17 protein-coding genes are annotated in these 18,219 nt (G+C 69.7%); 14 read left to right on the forward strand and 3 right to left on the reverse strand.

Annotated features, from left to right (window positions below):
* The first annotated feature begins 76 nt into the window (after window positions 1–76).
* Genes FCK90_RS09685 through pdxT form a run of 3 tightly spaced genes read left to right on the forward strand, consistent with a single transcriptional unit; the run spans window position 77 to window position 2,680 of the window.
* Window positions 77–1,009 carry a helix-turn-helix domain-containing protein gene (locus tag FCK90_RS09685; RefSeq protein ID WP_158034103.1) on the forward strand — a complete coding sequence of 311 codons (933 nt, stop codon included), beginning with the start codon at window positions 77–79 and terminating at the stop codon, window positions 1,007–1,009.
* Complete coding sequence (locus FCK90_RS09690) at window positions 1,006–1,983, forward strand: NAD-dependent epimerase/dehydratase family protein (RefSeq protein WP_158034104.1); 978 nt, start codon at window positions 1,006–1,008, stop codon at window positions 1,981–1,983. Before FCK90_RS09685 ends, FCK90_RS09690 begins: the two co-directional genes overlap by 4 nt.
* A 52-nt stretch (window positions 1,984–2,035) precedes the next feature.
* Window positions 2,036–2,680: a pyridoxal 5'-phosphate synthase glutaminase subunit PdxT gene (gene pdxT, locus FCK90_RS09695; RefSeq protein ID WP_158034105.1), complete on the forward strand. Its 645-nt coding sequence runs from the start codon at window positions 2,036–2,038 to the stop codon at window positions 2,678–2,680.
* Between the two features lie 15 nt (window positions 2,681–2,695).
* Here pdxT and FCK90_RS09700 read toward each other — a convergent pair whose 3' ends face one another.
* The 3 genes from FCK90_RS09700 to FCK90_RS09710 all read right to left on the reverse strand — a co-directional run bounded on the left by FCK90_RS09700 (window position 2,696) and on the right by FCK90_RS09710 (window position 5,573).
* On the reverse strand, window positions 2,696–3,877 hold the full coding sequence (locus FCK90_RS09700) for an aminotransferase-like domain-containing protein (protein ID WP_158034106.1): 1,182 nt from the start codon (window positions 3,875–3,877) through the stop codon (window positions 2,696–2,698).
* On the reverse strand, window positions 3,874–4,911 hold the full coding sequence (gene speB, locus FCK90_RS09705) for an agmatinase (RefSeq protein WP_158034107.1): 1,038 nt from the start codon (window positions 4,909–4,911) through the stop codon (window positions 3,874–3,876). The genes FCK90_RS09700 and speB overlap by 4 nt, the downstream gene beginning before the upstream one ends.
* Window positions 4,912–5,006: 95 nt before the next feature.
* Window positions 5,007–5,573, reverse strand: coding sequence for a helix-turn-helix domain-containing protein (locus FCK90_RS09710; protein ID WP_158034108.1), 567 nt, complete (start codon window positions 5,571–5,573; stop codon window positions 5,007–5,009).
* Between the two features lie 243 nt (window positions 5,574–5,816).
* On the opposite strand from FCK90_RS09710, the gene FCK90_RS09715 reads away from it, so the two are divergent.
* The 11 genes from FCK90_RS09715 (at window position 5,817) to FCK90_RS09765 (ending at window position 18,201) form a co-directional block, all read left to right on the forward strand.
* Window positions 5,817–7,316 (forward strand): sodium:solute symporter family protein, encoded by a 1,500-nt coding sequence (locus tag FCK90_RS09715; RefSeq protein WP_158034109.1) that lies wholly within the window; start codon window positions 5,817–5,819, stop codon window positions 7,314–7,316.
* Window positions 7,317–7,509: 193 nt separating this feature from the next.
* The gene (locus tag FCK90_RS09720; RefSeq protein ID WP_158034110.1) at window positions 7,510–8,946 is read left to right on the forward strand and encodes an NAD-dependent succinate-semialdehyde dehydrogenase; all 1,437 of its coding nucleotides are present in this window, start codon (window positions 7,510–7,512) and stop codon (window positions 8,944–8,946) included.
* An 84-nt stretch (window positions 8,947–9,030) separates the two neighbouring features.
* Window positions 9,031–10,641 (forward strand): thiamine pyrophosphate-binding protein, encoded by a 1,611-nt coding sequence (locus FCK90_RS09725; RefSeq protein ID WP_158034111.1) that lies wholly within the window; start codon window positions 9,031–9,033, stop codon window positions 10,639–10,641.
* A 147-nt stretch (window positions 10,642–10,788) separates the two neighbouring features.
* On the forward strand, window positions 10,789–12,054 hold the full coding sequence (gene urtA, locus FCK90_RS09730) for an urea ABC transporter substrate-binding protein (RefSeq protein ID WP_158034112.1): 1,266 nt from the start codon (window positions 10,789–10,791) through the stop codon (window positions 12,052–12,054).
* A 98-nt stretch (window positions 12,055–12,152) separates the two neighbouring features.
* Window positions 12,153–13,037, forward strand: a complete 885-nt coding sequence (gene urtB / locus FCK90_RS09735; RefSeq protein WP_158034113.1) for an urea ABC transporter permease subunit UrtB — start codon at window positions 12,153–12,155, stop codon at window positions 13,035–13,037.
* Entirely contained in the window at window positions 13,034–14,269 is a 1,236-nt protein-coding gene (urtC, locus tag FCK90_RS09740; protein WP_158034114.1) for an urea ABC transporter permease subunit UrtC, read from the forward strand. Before urtB ends, urtC begins: the two co-directional genes overlap by 4 nt.
* Window positions 14,266–15,114, forward strand: a complete 849-nt coding sequence (gene urtD, locus FCK90_RS09745) for an urea ABC transporter ATP-binding protein UrtD (RefSeq protein ID WP_158034115.1) — start codon at window positions 14,266–14,268, stop codon at window positions 15,112–15,114. Before urtC ends, urtD begins: the two co-directional genes overlap by 4 nt.
* Window positions 15,114–15,806, forward strand: coding sequence for an urea ABC transporter ATP-binding subunit UrtE (gene urtE, locus FCK90_RS09750; RefSeq protein WP_158034116.1), 693 nt, complete (start codon window positions 15,114–15,116; stop codon window positions 15,804–15,806). The genes urtD and urtE overlap by 1 nt, the downstream gene beginning before the upstream one ends.
* Window positions 15,807–15,814: 8 nt before the next feature.
* Window positions 15,815–16,117 carry an urease subunit gamma gene (locus FCK90_RS09755; protein ID WP_158034117.1) on the forward strand — a complete coding sequence of 101 codons (303 nt, stop codon included), beginning with the start codon at window positions 15,815–15,817 and terminating at the stop codon, window positions 16,115–16,117.
* 70 nt (window positions 16,118–16,187) lie between these two features.
* A complete protein-coding gene (locus FCK90_RS09760) occupies window positions 16,188–16,487 on the forward strand; it encodes an urease subunit beta (protein WP_158034118.1) in 300 nt (99 codons plus the stop codon).
* Window positions 16,477–18,201, forward strand: coding sequence for an urease subunit alpha (locus FCK90_RS09765; RefSeq protein ID WP_158034119.1), 1,725 nt, complete (start codon window positions 16,477–16,479; stop codon window positions 18,199–18,201). The genes FCK90_RS09760 and FCK90_RS09765 overlap by 11 nt, the downstream gene beginning before the upstream one ends.
* The last annotated feature ends 18 nt before the right edge of the window (window positions 18,202–18,219 follow it).

The following is an 18,219-nucleotide window of genomic DNA, read 5'->3' on the forward strand; positions in this document are numbered from 1 at the left end:
CCCCCGGCAGTGACCGCGCCGGGGGTACCGGACAGGGACTCCCAGGGGCGGAGCCTTCGCCTCTACGGTGGAGGGCATGAGCGAGAAGGACGAGGTGCGGGAGTTCCTGATCTCCCGCCGGGCGCAGGTGACGCCCGCCCAGGCGGGCCTTCCCGACCTGGGCGAGCAGAGACGCGTACCCGGCCTGCGCCGTGAGGAGGTCGCCGCTCTGGCCGGTGTGAGCACCGGTTACTACACGCGGCTGGAACGCGGCGGTATCCGGGGCGCGTCGGAGAGCGTGCTGAGCGCAGTCGCCAGGGCCCTCCAGCTGACGGACGTCGAGCGCGAGTACCTGCTCCGTCTCGCGCGGGCCGGCTCCCCGGGCCCCGATACCGCGGCGCAAGCGAGCCCTGCGGTGCGCCCTTCGCTGCGCCGCCTGGTGGACAGCATCGGCGTGCCCGCCATCGTGCAGACACCGCGGCTGGACCTCGTGGCGGGCAACGCCCTGGCCCGAGCGCTGTTCGCCCCGGTCTTCGAGGACCCGCGCGGAGCGAACTTCGCCCGTTTCAACTACCTCGATCCGCGGGCCAGGGACTTCTACGCCGACTGGCCCCTCGCGCGCCGCACCGGTGCGGCCATCCTGCGACTGGAGGCGGGGCGCAACCCCCTCGACGACGAGCTGACGGCGCTGATCGGCGAGCTGTCGACCCTGAGCCCGTACTTCCGCGAGGACTGGGCCCGCCGGGACGTCCACGAGCACCGCACCGGCGTCAAGCACTTCGTCCACCCGCAGGTCGGCCGCCTCGAGATGATCTTCGAGGTCATGGAGACCCCGGGCGAGCCCGGCCACCGGCTCGTCACCTACGGCGCCGAACCCGGCTCGGAGACAGCCGAGAAGCTCGCGATCCTCGGAAGCCTCTCGGCGGCACCGCGCCCGGACACAGGCCCGCACCCCGAGACCGACGCAGACGACGTCGGACCCGCGGCCCAGGCGCACCCCCGTGAGCAGCAACGCAAGGAGAACCCATGAAGATCGTCGTCATCGGCGGAAGCGGCCACATCGGCTCCTTCCTCGTCCCGCGTCTCGTGCGCGCAGGCCATCGGGTGGTCAGCATGACCCGCTCCGGCGGCACCGGCTACAGCGATGCTCCCGAGTGGGAGAGGGTGCAGCACGTCGCCGTCGACCGGCAGCGCCAGGATGCCGACGGCGCCTTCGGGCGGTCCGTCGCAGAGCTCGAGCCCGACGTCGTCGTCGACCTCGTCTGCTTCACCCTGGACTCCGCGACCGCGCTCGTCGAGTCGCTGCGGGACAAGACCGCGCACCTGCTGCACTGCGGGTCGATCTGGCGCTACGGACCCAGCCGCAAGCTCCCGATCGTGGAAGGATCCGACTCGGCCGGCGCGCCGTTCGACGAGTACGGGATCCAGAAGGCCGCGATCGCGCGGATGCTCCAGGAGGAGACGGCGTCGGGCGGGCTGGTGACGACGTCGGTTCATCCCGGCCACATCGTCGGACCCGGGTGGCAGCCGATCGGCCCCCTCGGCAACTTCGACCCCGGCGTGTGGGCCGTCCTGTCCGCGGGTGGCTCGGTCCCCGTCCCCGGTAGCGGCGCCGAGATGATGCACCACGTCCACGCCGACGACGTGGCCCAGATGTTCGAGCTGGCGATCCGCCACCGAGAGGCCGCCGCGGGAGAGGACTTCAACGCCGTCGCGCCGACCGCGCTGAGCGTGCGCGGCTATATCGAGATCGCCTCGGGCTGGTTCGGGCAGTCCGCGACGCTGGAGAGCATCACCTGGGACGAATACCGGCAGCTCACCACCCCGGAGTACGCCGACGCGAGCTGGGGCCATCTGCATCGCAGCCAGGTCTTCTCGATCGAGAAGGCCAAGGGACTGCTCGGTTACGCGCCGGCATACGAGCCCGAGCAGGCCGTCCTCGAATCCATCCGCTGGCTGATCGACCACGACCGCCTCGAGGTCGCTCAGCCCCTCCGCGCCTGAGGGCGCGGTTGCTGCGCGTCCGGCGGCTGGATACGGCTATATCCTGAACGGCATGTCCATCCTCACGACGGCACCCGCCCCTCGGATCGCCGTCCTGGCGCTGCAGGGCGGGGTGGCCGAGCACGTCGCCATGCTCGAGTCCCTGGGCGCGGAAGCCCTGGTGGTCCGCTCGCCGCGATCCCTGGCCGCAGCGGCGGCCGACGGGCTGGTCCTGCCCGGAGGGGAGTCCTCGACCGTGGACCGGCTGCTGCGCCGCTTCGGCATGCGCGAGCCCCTCATCGAACTGCTGGACGGCGGATTACCGGTGCTCGGGACCTGCGCTGGGCTGATCACGCTGGCCGAGGTGATCCGCGACCCCGCCCCCGGGCAGCAATCACTGGGCCTCATCCCCATGACCGTGCGGCGCAATGCGTTCGGCCGGCAGGTCGACTCCGCCACGGAGACGCTGGACTCGGCACTCGGCCCCGTGAAGGCGGCGTTCATCCGCGCCCCCGAGGTGGTCTCCGTGCGGGCAGGCGTCGAGATCCTCGCCCGGCGCGGGACGGGCGTGGACGGCGACGGCCCGATCGTGGCGGTCGGAACCGGTCAGGCCATCGCGCTGTCCTTCCACCCCGAGCTGACGGGGGACACCACATTCCACGGGGAGTTCCTGCGGCGGGTGAGGGCGGCGAAGCTGGACGGTGTCCAGGGCCGCTGAACGCCGGTCAGGCCATCACCGGACGGCTGCGGTCAGTCGCCGGATCCCTTCGTCGATCCGTTCCGGGGAGACGCCGGAGTAGGCCACCCGCACGGCATCCGACGATCGTCCGTCGGCATAACACGCGGCCCCGGGCACGATCACCACGCCCTCCGCGATCCCGCGCCGGAGGATGTCCCCCAGCTCCGTTCCCGGGAACCGGACCCAGGTGAAGAACCCTCCGCTCGGTTCGGTCCACTCGGCGCGGTCGCCCAGGTGGGCGGCCAGGGCCGCCGTCGCGGCCTCCGCCCGCTCGCGGTAGAGCGCGATCGTCTCGTCCAGGACCACGGGCCACTGCGGTGAGCCCAGCCAGGCCACGGTCAGCTCCTGCGACAGGACGGAGGGATGGATCAGCACGGCCTCCGCGGCGATCTGCATCCGGGCCCTCACCTGCGCGGGGGCGACGGCCCACCCCACTCGCAGGCCGGGCGAGAAGATCTTGGACGCGCTGCCCAGATGGATCACGTTCTCCGGATCCAGCGAGTGCAGGGTGGGGGCCGCGGCAGCCGAGCGGTCGAAACCCAGCATTCCGTACGGGTCGTCCTCGACCACCAGGACTCCGCGGGAGGCGCAGACCTCGACCAGCGCCCGCCGCCGCTCGGCCGGCAGGGTGACCCCGGTGGGGTTCTGGTGCGTGGGAACCGTGTAGAGGAACGGCACGCGCCGCCCCTCGGCGGCGAGCTGATCCAGGGCCCTCGCGACCTCGTCGGGGTCCAGGCCCTCCCGGTCGATATCGACGTGGCGGACCTCGACCTCATAGCTGCCGAAGACGCCCAGGGCGCCCACATAGGTCGGCCCCTCGGCGAGCACTACGTCCCGGGGGTTGCAGTACAGCTTGGTCACCAGGTCCAGCCCCGCCTGGGACCCGGCCAGCGGCTGGACCTCGGCCTGGGTGATGGCCGAACCGCGCCGGGCCATGAGCTCGACCACCAGTGCCCGCAGCGATTCCGTGCCCGCCCCGGAGCCGTACTGCAGGATCTCCGGGCCGCGGTCGGCCAGCAGTGACGACGCCAGATCCGCGATCGAGCCCCCGGGCAGCAGGCTCAGGTCCGGGTTGCCGCCCGCCAGCGAGACCACCGCGGGATCCAGGGCGGTCTCGAACACGGTCCGGACCGGTGACGGGCGGAATTCGGAGGCCCGATCGGCGAAACCCGTCATCGAGCCTCTCCGTAGGCGTTCCCGCTGATCCCGTACGCCGGACCGCCGGGTGCCGCCCCGGGGCCGAGCGCCACCAGGGTGATCATCTCGTACACCACGTGGGCCGCGGCGGTCCCCGTCAGCTCGGCGTGGTCGTACGCGGGGGAGACCTCCACGACATCGCAGCCGACGATGTTCAGCCCGCGCAGTCCGCGCAGGATCTCCAGCACCTCGCGGCTGGTCATGCCGCCCGCCTCGGGAGTGCCCGTTCCGGGGGCGTGGGCCGGGTCCATCACGTCGATGTCCAGGGAGACGTACAGCGGACGGTCGCCCACCTTCTCGCGCAGTACGGCGACCACGGCGTCCACGCCGCGGCGCATCACATCGGCCGAGGAGACGATGCCGAAGCCGAAGCGCTCATCGTCCTCCAGGTCCTCCGGGCCGTACAGCGGCCCGCGGGTGCCCACGTGCATCACGGCCTCGGGATCGATCAGGCCTTCCTCGTGGGCGCGGCGGAAAGGGGTCCCGTGGGTGTACTCGGCGCCGAAGTAGGTGTCCCAGGTGTCCAGGTGGGCATCGAAGTGCAGCAGCGCCACGGGCCCGTGGACCGCGTGGTTGGCGCGCAGCAGCGGCAGGGCGATGGTGTGGTCGCCGCCGATGGTCACCAGCCTGGAACCGGCGGACATCAGTTCCGAGGCTCCGGCGGCGATGGACTCGATGGCCTCCCCGATATCGAACGGATTGCCGATCAGGTCCCCGGCGTCGGCCACCTGGCACAAGGCGAAGGGGGATGCCGACTGGGCCGGGTTGAACGGCCGCAGCAGCCGCGAGGACTCGCGCACGTGGTTCGGGCCGAACCGCGCCCCGGAGCGGTAGGAGACCCCGGCGTCGAATGGCACGCCCAGGACGGCGATGTCAGTCTTCTCCACCTGGTCGGTGCGCGGAAGGCGGGCGAAGGTACCCGTTCCCGCCCAGCGAGGGGTCTTGGCGGCGTTGACGGGGCCGATCAGCTGACGCCCGTCGGGGCCTGTCCGGATGACGCGTTCAGGGTCCATTGCTCTCTTCCTCTGACTTCCTGACTCGTGATCGCCGGCGTCTGTGCCGGCGATCGGGGTCCTCTTCGTACGGTCATGGCTCATACGGCCCTGACTCAGGTGGTCATGACCCACAGCACCACGGCCTCATCGTCGCCCGGATTCTCCCAGCCGTGGGGCTCGGAGCCGGGAAAGCTCACGGTGTCACCCGGCTCCAGCTCGAGACGCAGGTCCGGGGTGGTGATCACGAACCGCCCGGAGATCACGTGCAGGGCCTCGTGGCGGCAGTCCATGCTGTACAGCTCGTTCTCGCTGTGCCCGCCGGGCTCTACGACGGCCCGCAGGATCTGCAGTTCGCGCTGACCGGCCGGGGTGACCAGGTGCTCCCTGATCCCGTGGCCGCCCAGGTCCACCTCGGGGGCCCGGGCCAGCCGCACCACCTCGATCGGGGACTCGGGGGCGAACAGCTCGCCGACCTCGACCCGCAGCACCCGGCACAGCCGGACCAGGGCATCCACGGACGGCGAGGTCAGATCCCTCTCTACCCGGGAGACGAACCCCTTGGAGAGTCCCGCGGCAGCCCCGAGCTGGTCGATCGTCATGTGATTGCGACGGCGGAGGTTGCGCAGCCGTGGCCCGATATGCGGGTCTCCGGTGCCGCTGTGCACCGGTAAGGCCTTCATGGACTACCTCCGGCGGGACTCGGGGCACGGGTTCAGCCGTAGGCCCATGCGGGAGCGGTCAGGGGCGGCTTCGCCGAAGGTTTTACACGTTCGACATCGGCCGCCCCTGTTCTATCGCTCACACTGTACCTAAACTCAGAGACAACTTTTGTTTCGCTTTGATCAACTTTTCGTCCATGGACGGGTTGCAGCGGACAGCGTCCGGGGATCCAGGTCCTCACCCGATTCGGAGGAGACGTCACCATGAACGTCGCGATCATCGTCCTGTACCTCATCGCCATGGTGGCGGTGGGACTCTGGGCCGCCCGCCGCGCGGCCAGTACCGAGGATTTCCGCGTGGCCGGACGAAGGCTCGGCCCGTTCTTCTACACGGGCACCATGGCCGCCGTCGTCCTGGGCGGTGCCTCCACCGTGGGCGGGATCGGCCTGGGCTACACCTACGGCATCTCCGGCATGTGGCTGGTCATGGCGATCGCCTCGGGGCTGCTGGTGCTGAGCCTGGTGTTCGCGGGCCGGATCACCAGGCTCAAGATCTACACGGTCTCCCAGATGCTCGGCCTGCGCTACGGGGAGGGCATCGCATCACGGGTGTCCTCCGTGGTCATGCTCGCCTACACCCTGATGCTGGCGGTCACCTCCACCTCGGCCTACGCCTCGATCTTCTCCGTGCTGCTGCCCATCGACCGCACCGGGGCGATCCTGCTCGGGGGAGCGGTGGTCGTGGCCTACTCCGCCCTGGGCGGCATGTGGTCGATCACGCTGACGGACATGATGCAGTTCATCTTCATGACCGTGGGGATCTTCCTGATCCTGCTCCCGTTCTCGCTCTACGCGGCAGGGGGCTGGGCTGGAATGAACGAGCGCCTGGACGCGACGTTCTTCTCCGCCGGATCCATGGGCTTCCAGTCGATCATCACCATGTTCGTGGTCTACGGCTTCGGCATGCTGATCGGCCAGGACATCTGGCAGCGCGTCTTCACGGCGCGCTCTCCGGAGGTCTCGCGGTGGGGCGGCACGGTTTCCGCTGTCTACGTGGGCCTGTTCGGCCTCGCCGGGGCGATCATCGGCACCGCCGCGGCGGCGGTCCTGCCCGTCCTGGAGAACTCCGACGACGCTTTCGCCCTGATGGCGCAGGACCATGTCCCCGCCGGCCTGGGCGGCGTGGTGCTGGCTGCGGGAGTGGCCGCGATGATGTCCACCGCCTCGGGTGCCCTGATCGCCTCCGCCACCGTGGCCCGCGTGGACGTGGTGCCGCTGTTCAAGAGCCTGGTCACCAAGCAGGACGACTCGCGCCCGTCCTTGACGGGTGACCGGGTCTACCTCCTGACCTTCGGTGTGGTGGTCACCATCTTCTCGGTCCTGGTGCCGGACGTGGTGACCGCGCTGACCATCGCCTACGACCTGCTCGTGGGCGGGCTGCTCGTCGCGATCCTGGGCGGCCTGATCTGGCGCCGGGGCAACTCCTACGGCGCTGCGTGGTCCATCGTGTCCGGCTCCGTGGGCGTGGTGACCGGCATGGCGGTGTTCGGGGTCATGGCCAATGCGCCGATCTACATCGGTCTGGGCGTATCCGCGGTGGTGTACGTGGTGGTCTCCCTGGCCACTCGTCCCACGCAGGGCGCGGTCCTGCATGCCTGGGACACGCGGCTGGCGGGACGTGGCACCGCCGGGGCGGGTGCGGGCGAGCCGGACCCGGCGGAGCGGGAGGCAGCGCAGAATCCGACGGCGGGCCCGACCCTGTGATCCGGGCCGGATCGGACCGATCCGGCCCGGGGGAGGCGGCGCGGGCGACCCCTCGGCACTCTTCCTCGCAGCGAACGCCCCTGGCGGGAACGGCCCGTCGTATAGAACCATGGCATTCAAAGGCGAGGCGTGCCGTACGCGCAGAGCGCGACGCCGCTGCCCTGAGCACTCCGACGACGACGAGGAGAGACAGATGAGCGATGCACTGACCTTCAAGACCGTGAACCCGGCATCGGGCCAGACGGTGGCGGAGTACGACAACCTCACCGACGACCAGCTCGAAGAGGTCCTGGTCAAGTCCCAGGCCGGCTTCGCCGCATGGCAGGCCATGCCGATCGAGGACCGAGCCGAGGTGGTGACCCACATCGCCGAGCTCTTCAAGAACCGCGCGGACGAGCTGGGCGCGATCGCCACCCGGGAGATGGGCAAGCCGCTGGGCGAATCGCGGGGGGAGGCCGAGTTCTGCGCGGAGATCTTCGACTACTACGCCAAGCAGGGCCCGGCCCTGGCCGCCGACCAGCCCATCAAGTCGACCGTCGAGGGCAGGGCCGTGATCCAGTCGCGGCCGATCGGCGCCCTGCTGGGGATCATGCCGTGGAACTACCCCTTCTACCAGGTGGCGCGTTTCGCCGCCCCGAACCTGATGCTGGGCAACGTCATCCTGCTCAAGCACGCCGAGTCCTGCCCTCAGGCCGCCCTGGCCATCGAGGAGATCATGCGGGAGGCCGGCCTGCCCGAGGGCGTATACCAGAACATCTTCGTCAGCCATGACCAGATCGAGCGGGTCATCGGGGATACCCGGGTGCAGGGCGTCTCCCTGACGGGCTCGGAGCGGGCAGGGGCCAAGGTGGCGGAGATCGCCGGGCGCAATCTCAAGAAGGTGGTCCTGGAGCTGGGCGGCTCGGACCCGTTCATCGTGCTGGACACGAAGGACGTCGCCGAGACCGCCAAGCTGGCCTTCGACACCCGGATCGAGAACACGGGCCAGGCCTGCAACTCCAACAAGCGGATCATCGTCTCCAGCGAGATCTACGACGACTTCGTGGCCGAGGTGGTGCGCCTGACCGAGCAGCTGGAGCCCGCCGATCCCGCGGCGGAGAAGCCCAACACCTACGGACCGCTGTCCTCGCGCGCCGCAGCGGAGAAGCTGAACGAGCAGGTGCAGACCGCTGTCTCGGAGGGCGCGACGCTGCACGTGGGCGGTGAGCTGTCCGACGGGCCGGAGGCCTTCTTCAGCCCCGCCGTGCTGACCGACGTCGCCCCGGGCACCCAGGCCTACGAGGACGAGCTGTTCGGCCCGGTCATCGTGGTCTACGAGGTCGAGTCCGACGAAGAGGCGCTCGCCCTGGCCAACGACACCCCGTTCGGCCTGGGCGGCTCCGTGCACAGCACCGACGTCAAGCGGGCCGAGTCGATCGCCCAGCTGCTCGATGTCGGGATGAGCGCGGTCAACGCGCCGTCGGCCGAGACCGCCGAGATGCCCTTCGGCGGCGTCAAGCGGTCCGGCTACGGCCGCGAGCTCGGGCCGCTGGGAATGGACGAGTTCGTCAACAAGCGCCTGCTGTTCATCGCGGGCCCGGAGGCGGATGCCGAGGACGACGCCGAGCATCCCGCCACCGCCGCGCAGTGACCTCCCAGCGGTAACCCTCCGAGGCTGGGCCCTCATGGCCGAGGGCCCAGCCTCTTCAGCACTGCCCCACCGAAAGGACCAACCGTGGCCGAAAGCCGTACCACCGCCCGCGCCGTGCTCGAGACCCTCAAGGGATACGGGATCGACACCGTCTTCGGCATCCCGGGAACCCATTCGCTGGAGTTCTACCGCCCCCTGCGCGAACTGGGCATCCGGGCGGTCACGCCGCGGCACGAGCAGGGAGCGGCCTACGGGGCCGATGGATGGTCCCTGGTCTCGGGGCTCCCGGGCGTCGTGATCACGACGTCGGGGCCGGGCCTGCTGAACTCGCTGTCCGGGGCGGCCACGGCCTACGCGGAGTCACGGCCCATGATCCTCCTGTCCCCCGGGCGGCCGCTGGGGCAGGACTTCCGCGACATCGGCGATCTGCACGAGACCAAGAACCCCTCCGGGGCGGTGGACTCGATCGTCGGGCACTCACGGCGGGTCACCAACGGGGCGGAAGCGGTCACGATGATCCATGACGCCATGCGCGACTTCACCCATTCCCGCCCCCGTCCCGTCCACATCGAGATCCCGCTGGACATCCTGGAGGCGGAGCTGGACTACACGGACCGCCAGGTGGCGCCGCGTCCCCTCGGCGCCCCGCAGCCGGCCCCCGTCGAGGACGTGCGGCGTGCGGCCGAGGCCCTCGGGACGGCGAAGCGCCCGGTGATCCTGGCCGGAGGCGGGTCCCTGGCAGCCGGTGCGCGGCTGCTCGAGCTGGCCGAGCTGCTGGAGGCGCCGGTCATCACGACCACGAACGGCAAGGGGGCGATTCCCGAGCGGCACAGGCTCTCCCTCGGCGCCGACCTGCGCCTGGAGACCGCGCAGGAGTTCCTGAGGTCGGCCGACGCGCTGCTGGTGATCGGTTCCAAAGTGGGGGCCGCGGAGATGTGGGGCGGTGAGATCACGCCCGAGGGCCCGATCATCCGCGTGGACATCATGCGGGACCAGATGCTGTGCAACCTGGACCCGGACATCGAGCTGCCGGGCAACTCCGCCGCCGTCGTCGGCCAGCTCATCGAGGCCCTGGGGGACCCGGGCGATCGCGCGCCGCAGGACCTGACCGACGTCTTCGCCAGGATGGACGAGGAGGCACGGCGCCTGGCGCCGGAGCTGGCCGAGCTCAACGAGGCGATCATGAACGCGGTGCCGCCCGAAACCATCATCGGCGGGGACTCATCTCAAGTCACATACATGGGATCAACGACTTTTTTCCGCGCTCAGTCACCCAATTCACTGCTTTACATGGGTACATACGCCACACTGGGCTACGGACTGCCCGCCTCGATCGGGGCAAAGCTCGCAGCGCCGGAACGTCCCGTCGTATCTCTGGTTGGCGACGGGGCGTTGATGTTCTCCATTCAGGAGCTCATGACCGCGGTGGAACTCGGTATCACCCTGCCCATCGTGTGCGTGGACAACGGCGGCTATGGAGAGATTAGGGCCAATATGGAAGACCGCCAGATTGATCCTCTGGCGGTCGATCTGCGGCAACCCGACTGGGTGGCGCTCGGCGAGGCCTTCGGCGCCAGGGGCGTCGCGGCGACGGCCGACGACGTCGCCGACCGCGTCCTCGAAGCCTTGGACGCCCCCGGACCCACGCTGATCCACCTGCCGCTCTCCAAGCGCGCGGAGGTCCCCACGGCCTGAGCAATCCCCCGGCAACCGGGGACACACAACGGCAACATTGAGTACACGCTGAAGAAACGCTGAGCAAAACGCCGGAAACATGGCCTCTCTAGCGTCGTAGCTGCCTTGAACGTAGCGGGTCCTCCCGCCAGTCCCGAGGGAGCCGCAGTGTCCTCACGCGCCCTACTTACCGCCGTCCTTCCCCTGGTGGGCGCGCTCGTCCTCACGGGTTGCGGCCAGCGCTACGACCCGCAGGCCCAGGCCGCCGCCGAGCAGGCACCGCGGCAGTCCTGCGTGGACACCGACGGCGACACCATCAAGGTCGGCCTGCTCAACTCCCTGTCGGGCACCATGGCGGTCAGCGAGACCACCGTGAACCGCTCCCTGAACATGGCGATCGACGAGATCAACGCCGACGGCGGGGTGCTGGGCAAGCAGATCGAGCCGGTGACCGAAGACGGTGCCAGCGAGCCCACGATCTTCGCCGAGCGGGCGGGCAAGCTGATCCGCCAGGACTGCGTGGCGGCCGTGTTCGGCGGCTGGACCTCGGCATCGCGCAAGGCCATGCTGCCGGTCTTCGAATCGCAGGACTCCCTGCTGTTCTACCCCGTCCAGTACGAGGGTCTGGAGGCCTCCCCGAACATCTTCTACTCGGGTGCGACCACCAACCAGCAGATCATCCCCGCGCTGGACTGGATGCGCGAGCAGGGCCACCGCAAGATCTTCCTGGTCGGCTCCGACTACGTCTTCCCCCGCACGGCCAATCGCATCATCAACGCCTACGCCGAGGCGCACGACATGGAGATCGTGGGCGAGGAATACGTCCCGATGGGCTCCACGGAGTTCTCCACCATCGTCAACAAGGCCATGGCCTCCGAGGCGGACGCCGTGTTCAACACCCTGAACGGCGACTCCAACGTGGCGTTCTTCCGCCAGTACAACGCGGTGGGGATGGACGCGCAGTCCCTGCCGGTGATGTCCGTGTCCATCGCGGAGGAGGAGGTCCCCGGGATCGGCGTGGACAACCTGAGGGGCCAGTACGTGGCCTGGGACTACTACCAGACCGTCGAGACCCCCGAGAACGACGCGTTCGTGGCCGACTTCAAGCGGAGCTACGGCGAGAACCAGGTGACCTCGGACCCCATGGAGGCCGCCTACACATCGGTCTACCTGTGGAAGGAGATGGTCGAGGAGGCGGGCTCCTTCGACGTCGCCGCCGTCCAGGAGGCAGCCGACAGCGGGGAGATCGCCTTCGACGCACCCGAGGGGACGGTGACGGTCGACGGCGAGAACCAGCACATCTCCAAGACCCCGCGCATCGGCCAGATCCGCGAGGACGGGCTGATCGACACCATCTGGGAGGCTCCCGAGCCGGTTGCCCCCGATCCGTTCCTGGACGGCTACTCCTGGGCCGCCAGTATCAACGGCGCCTGATTCCTGACCACCGCCTGCACCACGACATTCTCACGACTCTCTTCAGAGTCATTCTCCGGATCCATTCCTCAGAGGCATCTTTCAGAAAGGGGGCGCACGTGGAGATTCTCATCAGCCAGCTTTTCGCCGGCCTGAGCCTGGGCTCGGTGCTGCTGCTCGCAGCGGTCGGCCTGTCCCTGACCTTCGGTCAGATGGGCGTGATCAACATGGCCCACGGCGAATTCATCATGGCCGGCGCCTACACGGCGTTCACGGTCCAGCAGATCCTGGGCAGCGCGGGGGTCTCCCTCCTGGTCAGCCTGCCCCTGGCCTTCCTGGTCGGCGGCCTCCTGGGGCTGATCCTGGAGGCGACCCTGCTCCGGCGCATGTACCACCGGCCCCTGGACACCCTGCTGGTGACCTTCGGCGTCTCCCTGATCCTCCAGCAGCTGGCCCGGGACATCTTCGGCGCCCCCTCGGTGGACGTCCGGTTGCCGGAGCTGCTGTCCGGGCCGGTCATGATCTTCGGGACCCCGGTCCCCGCCTCGCGGGTGTTCATCCTGGCGCTCACGGTCGTCGTGGTGGCCGGGCTGTCCCTGCTGATGTCCAGGACCTCTCTGGGGCGCCGCATCCGCGCGGTGGTCCAGTCCCGCGAACTGGCCGAGGCCTCCGGGATCTCCTCGCGCCGCACCGACGCCCTGACGTTCTTCGTCGGCTCCGGCCTGGCCGGGGTGGCAGGCGTGGCGATCACCCTGATCGGCTCCACCAGCCCCACGCTGGGCACCACCTACATCGTGGACGCGTTCCTGGTGGTCGTCGCCGGCGGCATCGGACAGATCCGCGGCGCGGTGATCGCGGCAGCGGGCCTGGGCCTGCTGCAGGTCTTCTTCGAATTCGGTACCACGGCGTCGATCGCCAAGGTGATCGTGCTGGTCATCGTGGTCGCATTCCTCCAGATCCGCCCGCAGGGCATCGTCGCTACTCGCACTCGGGGGCTGGCATGACAACCACAGCAACACCACCGGCAACCACGACGCCGAGCACCACCGGCGCCAGGAAACTGCCCTCCGTGGCCGAAGGGCCCGGCGTATGGACCACCGGCCCGCGCGGGGCACTGATCGGCCTGGGCATCGGAGCCGTGCTGCTCCTGGTAGTCGCGCCGTTGACGCTCGGCGGATTCGGTCTTGACCTGCTGGGCCGCTACCTGTGCATGGCCATGGTCGCGGTGGGAATCGGCCTGGTCTGGGGCCGTGGCGGCATGCTGGCCATGGGCCAGGGCGTGTACTTCGGCCTGGGCGCCTACATCATGGCGATGCACATGACCCTGGCGGACACCACCCTCGAAGGGGAGAGCATCCCGACCTTCATGCGCCAGAACGGCGTGGAACGGCTCCCCGAGCTGTGGGGGATCGTGCAGCACCCGGTGATCGCCGTGGCCGCCATCATCCTGGTCCCCACCGCCGTGGCGGGCCTGCTGGGCTGGGCGATCTTCTCCCGCCGGGTCAAGGGCGCCTACTTCGCGATCCTCTCCCAGGCGCTGGCCGCGGCCTTCGCGGTGCTGATCATCGGCCAGCCCGTGCTGACCAACGGCTCCAACGGCCTGTCCAACTTCCAGTCCCTGTTCGGCTGGGATCTGGACGACTCCGGGAACCGGCTCGTGCTCTTCCTGGTGGTCGCCGTGATCCTGCTCGCCATGCTGGCCGTGACCTGGCAGCTCTACCGCTCCCGGTTCGGCGAGCTCCTGGTGGCGGTGCGCGACCAGGAGGAGCGGGTCCGGTTCCTCGGCTACGACCCGGCCCTGATCAAGACCGTCGCCTACATGATCGCCGCGCTCTTCGCGGCCATCGGCGGGGCGCTGTTCGTCCCGGTGGTCGGCATCATCTCCCCGGCGGACATCGGCGTGGTCCCGTCCATCGCCTTCCTGATCGGCGTGGCCATCGGCGGGCGGGCCACCTGGCTCGGCCCGGTCCTGGGGTCGATCGCCGTGTCCTTCGCGGGCACCCAGCTCGCCTCGGCCTTCCCCTCGGCCTGGGTCTACCTGCAGGGTCTGCTGTTCGTCCTGGTCATCGGCTTCCTGCCCGGCGGGCTGGCCTCCGTGATCGGGCTGCTGCGCCGTCGCCGTCCTGAAGGTCGCGGCGGTGGGCGCGGCGACGGCTCCGCAGGAGCCCCGGACGAGCCCGGCGACGACCCCCAGGACACCACCCGCGAGGCGACCGAACCGGAGGCAGCACGATGACCCGCGATCACCGCCCCAGCTACCTGGAGATCCGCGATCTGCGCGTGGTCTTCGACAAGTTCGTGGCCGTGGACGGCGTGGACCTGCGCGTCGAGCAGGGGGACCTGCGGTTCCTGATCGGCCCGAACGGCGCGGGGAAGACCACCACGATCGACGCCGTGACTGCCCTGGCTCCCGCGCAGGGCTCCATCAACCACAACGGGCACGAGCTCGTGGGCCGCAAGACGCACAAGATCGTGCGCTACGGAGTGGGCCGCACGTTCCAGACGGCCAGTGTCTTCGAGGATCTCACCGTGCTGCAGAACCTGGACATCGCCGCGGGCTTGCGGCGGCGCCCCCGGGAGATGCTGCGCCACCGCACGGGGGTCTCCGCGCGCATCACCGAGGTGATGAAGACCACCGGGCTCAGCGACTTCCAGGAGACGAAGGCCGGCGTGCTCTCCCACGGGCAGAAGCAGTGGCTGGAGATCGGGATGCTCATGGTCCAGGACGCCAACGTGCTCCTGCTCGACGAGCCCGTGGCGGGGATGAGCCAGGACGAACGCGATGCCACCGGCGAGCTGCTCAGGAAGCTGGCGGCCGACCACGTGGTGGTCGTGGTCGAGCACGACATGGAGTTCCTGCGCAAGTACGCCCAGTCCGTCACGGTCATGGCGGCGGGCAAGATCATCGCCGAGGGGACCGTGGCCGAGGTCCAGGCCAACCCCACGGTGCAGGAGATCTACCTGGGCACCGCCGGAACCAAGAGCCTGGAAGAAGCCAAGGCCGAGGCCGAGATGCTGGGACTGGACCCGGAGGCGGTCACCGTCGGCGTCCCGTCCGCGACAGAACGCGAGGAGCACTGATGTTCAGTTTCGAAGGGGTGCGCTCCGGCTACGGCCGTACGGAGGTCCTGCACGGCATCGATCTCGAGGTTCCCGACGACGGCGTCACGACCGTCCTGGGACACAACGGGGCTGGCAAGACCACGTTGCTCAAGACGGTGATGGGCCTGCTGCCCGTCCGCTCCGGCCGGATCACCTGGGACGGCGAGGACATCACGAGGCTCTCGGCCCACCAGCGGGTGCGGATGGGCCTGGCCTGGGTGCCGCAGGGGCAGAAGTCCTTCGGCAGCCTCACCACCCGGGAGAACCTGCTGGTGGTGGCCGAGGCCCATCCCGGCGGCAAGGAGCGGCTGGACGGGGTTCTGGACCTTTTCCCGGCGCTCGGGGAGCTCATGGACCGCCGCGCCGGGCTGCTCTCCGGAGGGCAGCGGCAGCAGTTGTCCATCGCCCGGGCCCTGCTCACCGGCCCCCGCCTGCTGGTGCTGGACGAGCCCTCGGAAGGCATCCAGCCGTCGGTCGTGCAGGAGATCGAGGAGAAGATCGTGGGCCTGGCCTCCCGCTCCGGGACGCAGGTCCTGCTGGCCGAGCAGAAGGTGGGCTTCGCCCTGGAGGCCGCGGACCGGTACGCCGTGCTGGCCACCGGGCGGATCGTGCGCTCCGGGCTGGCCGACGAGGCCGCCGTGGACGCCGCCCGGGAAGCCCTGGCGGTCTAGGGGCGGCCATGTATCTGACACCCAGAGAGCAGGAGAAACTGCTGGTCGTGGTCGCCGGGGATCTCGCCCGGCGCCGCCTGGACCGGGGCCTGAGGCTCAACCACCCGGAAGCGGTCGCCCTGATCACCTCCGAGCTGCTGGAAGCGGCCCGCGATGGAAGGACCGTGGCCGACCTGATGTCCTGGGGGGCTACGATCCTGTCCCGCGACCAGGTCATGGAGGGCGTGCCGGAGATGATCCATTCGGTTCAGGTCGAGGCCACCTTCCCGGACGGCACCAAGCTGGTGACCGTGCACGACCCCATCCGCTGAGCATTGTGATGACTACCCCGACGAATACCGCGATCCCGGCAGCCCATGCCGGGATCGCCCAGGAGGCACCGTGATCCCCGGAGAGTACGTCCTGAGCCCCGGCCCCGTGGAGATCAACTCCCAGCGGCCGACGGCCGAGGTCGAGGTGGTCAACCGCGGTGACCGGCCCGTTCAGGTCGGCTCGCACTTCCCTTTCGCCCAGGCCAATCCCGGCCTGGAGTTCGACCGAACCGCGACAGCCGGCTACCGGCTGGACGTGCCCGCCGGCACCGCCGTCCGGTTCGAGCCCGGAGACCGCAAGACCGTCCGCCTGGTGTCCTTCGCCGGGACGGGCGAGATCGCCGAGATAGGAGACGCCCGTGGCTCGTGAACTCTCCCGCACGGAGTACACCTCCCTCTACGGACCCACCGTCGGTGACCGGGTCCGGCTGGCCGACACCGAGCTCTTCGCCGAGGTCGAGCGCGACCTGACCAACCGGGACCTGTCGGCGGCCGGGGACGAGGTGGTCTTCGGTGGCGGCAAGGTGATCCGCGACGGGATGGGCCACAACGGCCGGCTGACTCGCGGCGACGGCGTCGTGGACACCGTGATCACCAATGCCCTGATCATCGACCACACCGGTGTCTTCAAAGCCGATGTCGGCATCGTGGACGGCCGGATCAGCGCGCTCGGCAAGGCCGGGAACCCCGACGTGATGGACGGCGTGGACATCCTGATCGGCGCCGCGACCGAGGTGATCGCCGGGGAGCACAAGATCCTGACGGCGGGCGGGGTGGATACCCACATCCACTTCATCGGCTCGGATCAGGTCGGCACGGCGCTGGCCTCCGGAGTGACCACCATGATCGGCGGCGGCACGGGCCCGGCGGAGGGCTCCAAGGCCACCACCGTCACCCCGGGGCCGTGGCACATCGAGAGGATGCTGCAGGCCCTGGACGGCTACCCCATGAACTTCGGGCTGCTGGGCAAGGGGCATGCCGCCGCCCAGGCGCCCCTGGAGGAGCAGGCCCGTGCCGGGGTGGCGGGGTTCAAGATCCACGAGGACTGGGGCGCCACGCACGGCTCCATCGACGCCGCCCTGACCGCCGCCGACCGCTTCGACCTCCAGGTGGCCATCCACACGGACACGCTCAACGAGTGCGGGTTCGTGGAGGACACCGTGCGGGCGATCGCCGGGCGGGTGATCCACACCTTCCACACCGAAGGCGCCGGCGGCGGCCATGCCCCGGACATCATCTCCATGGCGGGCATGCCCAACGTCCTGCCGTCCTCGACCAACCCCACGCTGCCGTTCACCCGGAACACCGCCGAAGAGCATCTCGACATGCTCATGGTCTGCCATCACCTCAATCCCGCCATCCCGGAGGACGTGGCCTTCGCGGACTCCCGGATCCGCCCGGAGACGATCGCCGCCGAGGACGTCCTGCACGACCTGGGCGTGTTCTCCATGACCTCCTCGGACTCCCAGGCCATGGGCCGGGTGGGCGAGGTGGTCCTGCGCACCTGGCAGCTGGCCGACCAGATGAAGAAACGCACGGGCCCGCTGGGCGGGGACGGACGAGGGGACAACTTCCGGATCCGCCGGTACGTCTCCAAGTACACGATCAACCCCGCCATCAGCCACGGCATCGCCCAGCACGTCGGCTCGGTCGAAGCCGGCAAGCTGGCCGACCTGGTGCTGTGGGAGCCCGTCTTCTTCGGCGTCAAGCCGCACGCCGTGCTCAAGAGCGGGCAGATCGTGCACTCCGTGATGGGCGACCCCAACGCGTCGATCCCCACCCCGCAGCCGCAGCTCATGCGCGACGCCTTCGGCGCGCAGGGCCAGGCCCCGGCACGCAATTCCGTGCACTTCGTCTCCCGGGCGGCCTACGACGACGACGTCCGCACGCGCTACGGCCTGGCCCGGCAGATCCTGCCGGTCGGCGGGATCAGGGACCTGACCAAGGCGGACCTCAAGCACAATGGGGAGACGCCGCGGATCGAGGTGGATCCCCAGACCTACCAGGTGCGGGTCGAGGGTGAGCTGATCACCGCCGAACCCGCGCAGGAGCTGGCCATGGCGCAGCGCTACCTCCTGTTCTGACGAACGGGACGCCATTCG

Origin of the sequence: Kocuria coralli (assembly GCF_008831305.1) — a bacterium.
Taxonomy (GTDB): Bacteria; Actinomycetota; Actinomycetes; order Actinomycetales; family Micrococcaceae; genus Kocuria; species Kocuria coralli.

Excerpts from the sequence above, each read along its gene's own strand:
- urtE (WP_158034116.1), top strand. The coding sequence starts at position 15,114 with ATGTTCAGTTTCGAAGGGGTGCGCTCCGGCTACGGCCGTACGGAGGTC.
- FCK90_RS09755 (WP_158034117.1), top strand. The coding sequence starts at position 15,815 with ATGTATCTGACACCCAGAGAGCAGGAGAAACTGCTGGTCGTGGTCGCC.
- FCK90_RS09720 (WP_158034110.1), top strand. The coding sequence starts at position 7,510 with ATGAGCGATGCACTGACCTTCAAGACCGTGAACCCGGCATCGGGCCAG.
- FCK90_RS09690 (WP_158034104.1), top strand. The coding sequence starts at position 1,006 with ATGAAGATCGTCGTCATCGGCGGAAGCGGCCACATCGGCTCCTTCCTC.
- pdxT (WP_158034105.1), top strand. The coding sequence starts at position 2,036 with ATGTCCATCCTCACGACGGCACCCGCCCCTCGGATCGCCGTCCTGGCG.
- urtD (WP_158034115.1), top strand. The coding sequence starts at position 14,266 with ATGACCCGCGATCACCGCCCCAGCTACCTGGAGATCCGCGATCTGCGC.
- FCK90_RS09685 (WP_158034103.1), top strand. The coding sequence starts at position 77 with ATGAGCGAGAAGGACGAGGTGCGGGAGTTCCTGATCTCCCGCCGGGCG.
- urtC (WP_158034114.1), top strand. The coding sequence starts at position 13,034 with ATGACAACCACAGCAACACCACCGGCAACCACGACGCCGAGCACCACC.
- FCK90_RS09715 (WP_158034109.1), top strand. The coding sequence starts at position 5,817 with ATGAACGTCGCGATCATCGTCCTGTACCTCATCGCCATGGTGGCGGTG.
- speB (WP_158034107.1), bottom strand. The coding sequence starts at position 4,911 with ATGGACCCTGAACGCGTCATCCGGACAGGCCCCGACGGGCGTCAGCTG.
- FCK90_RS09700 (WP_158034106.1), bottom strand. The coding sequence starts at position 3,877 with ATGACGGGTTTCGCCGATCGGGCCTCCGAATTCCGCCCGTCACCGGTC.
- FCK90_RS09710 (WP_158034108.1), bottom strand. The coding sequence starts at position 5,573 with ATGAAGGCCTTACCGGTGCACAGCGGCACCGGAGACCCGCATATCGGG.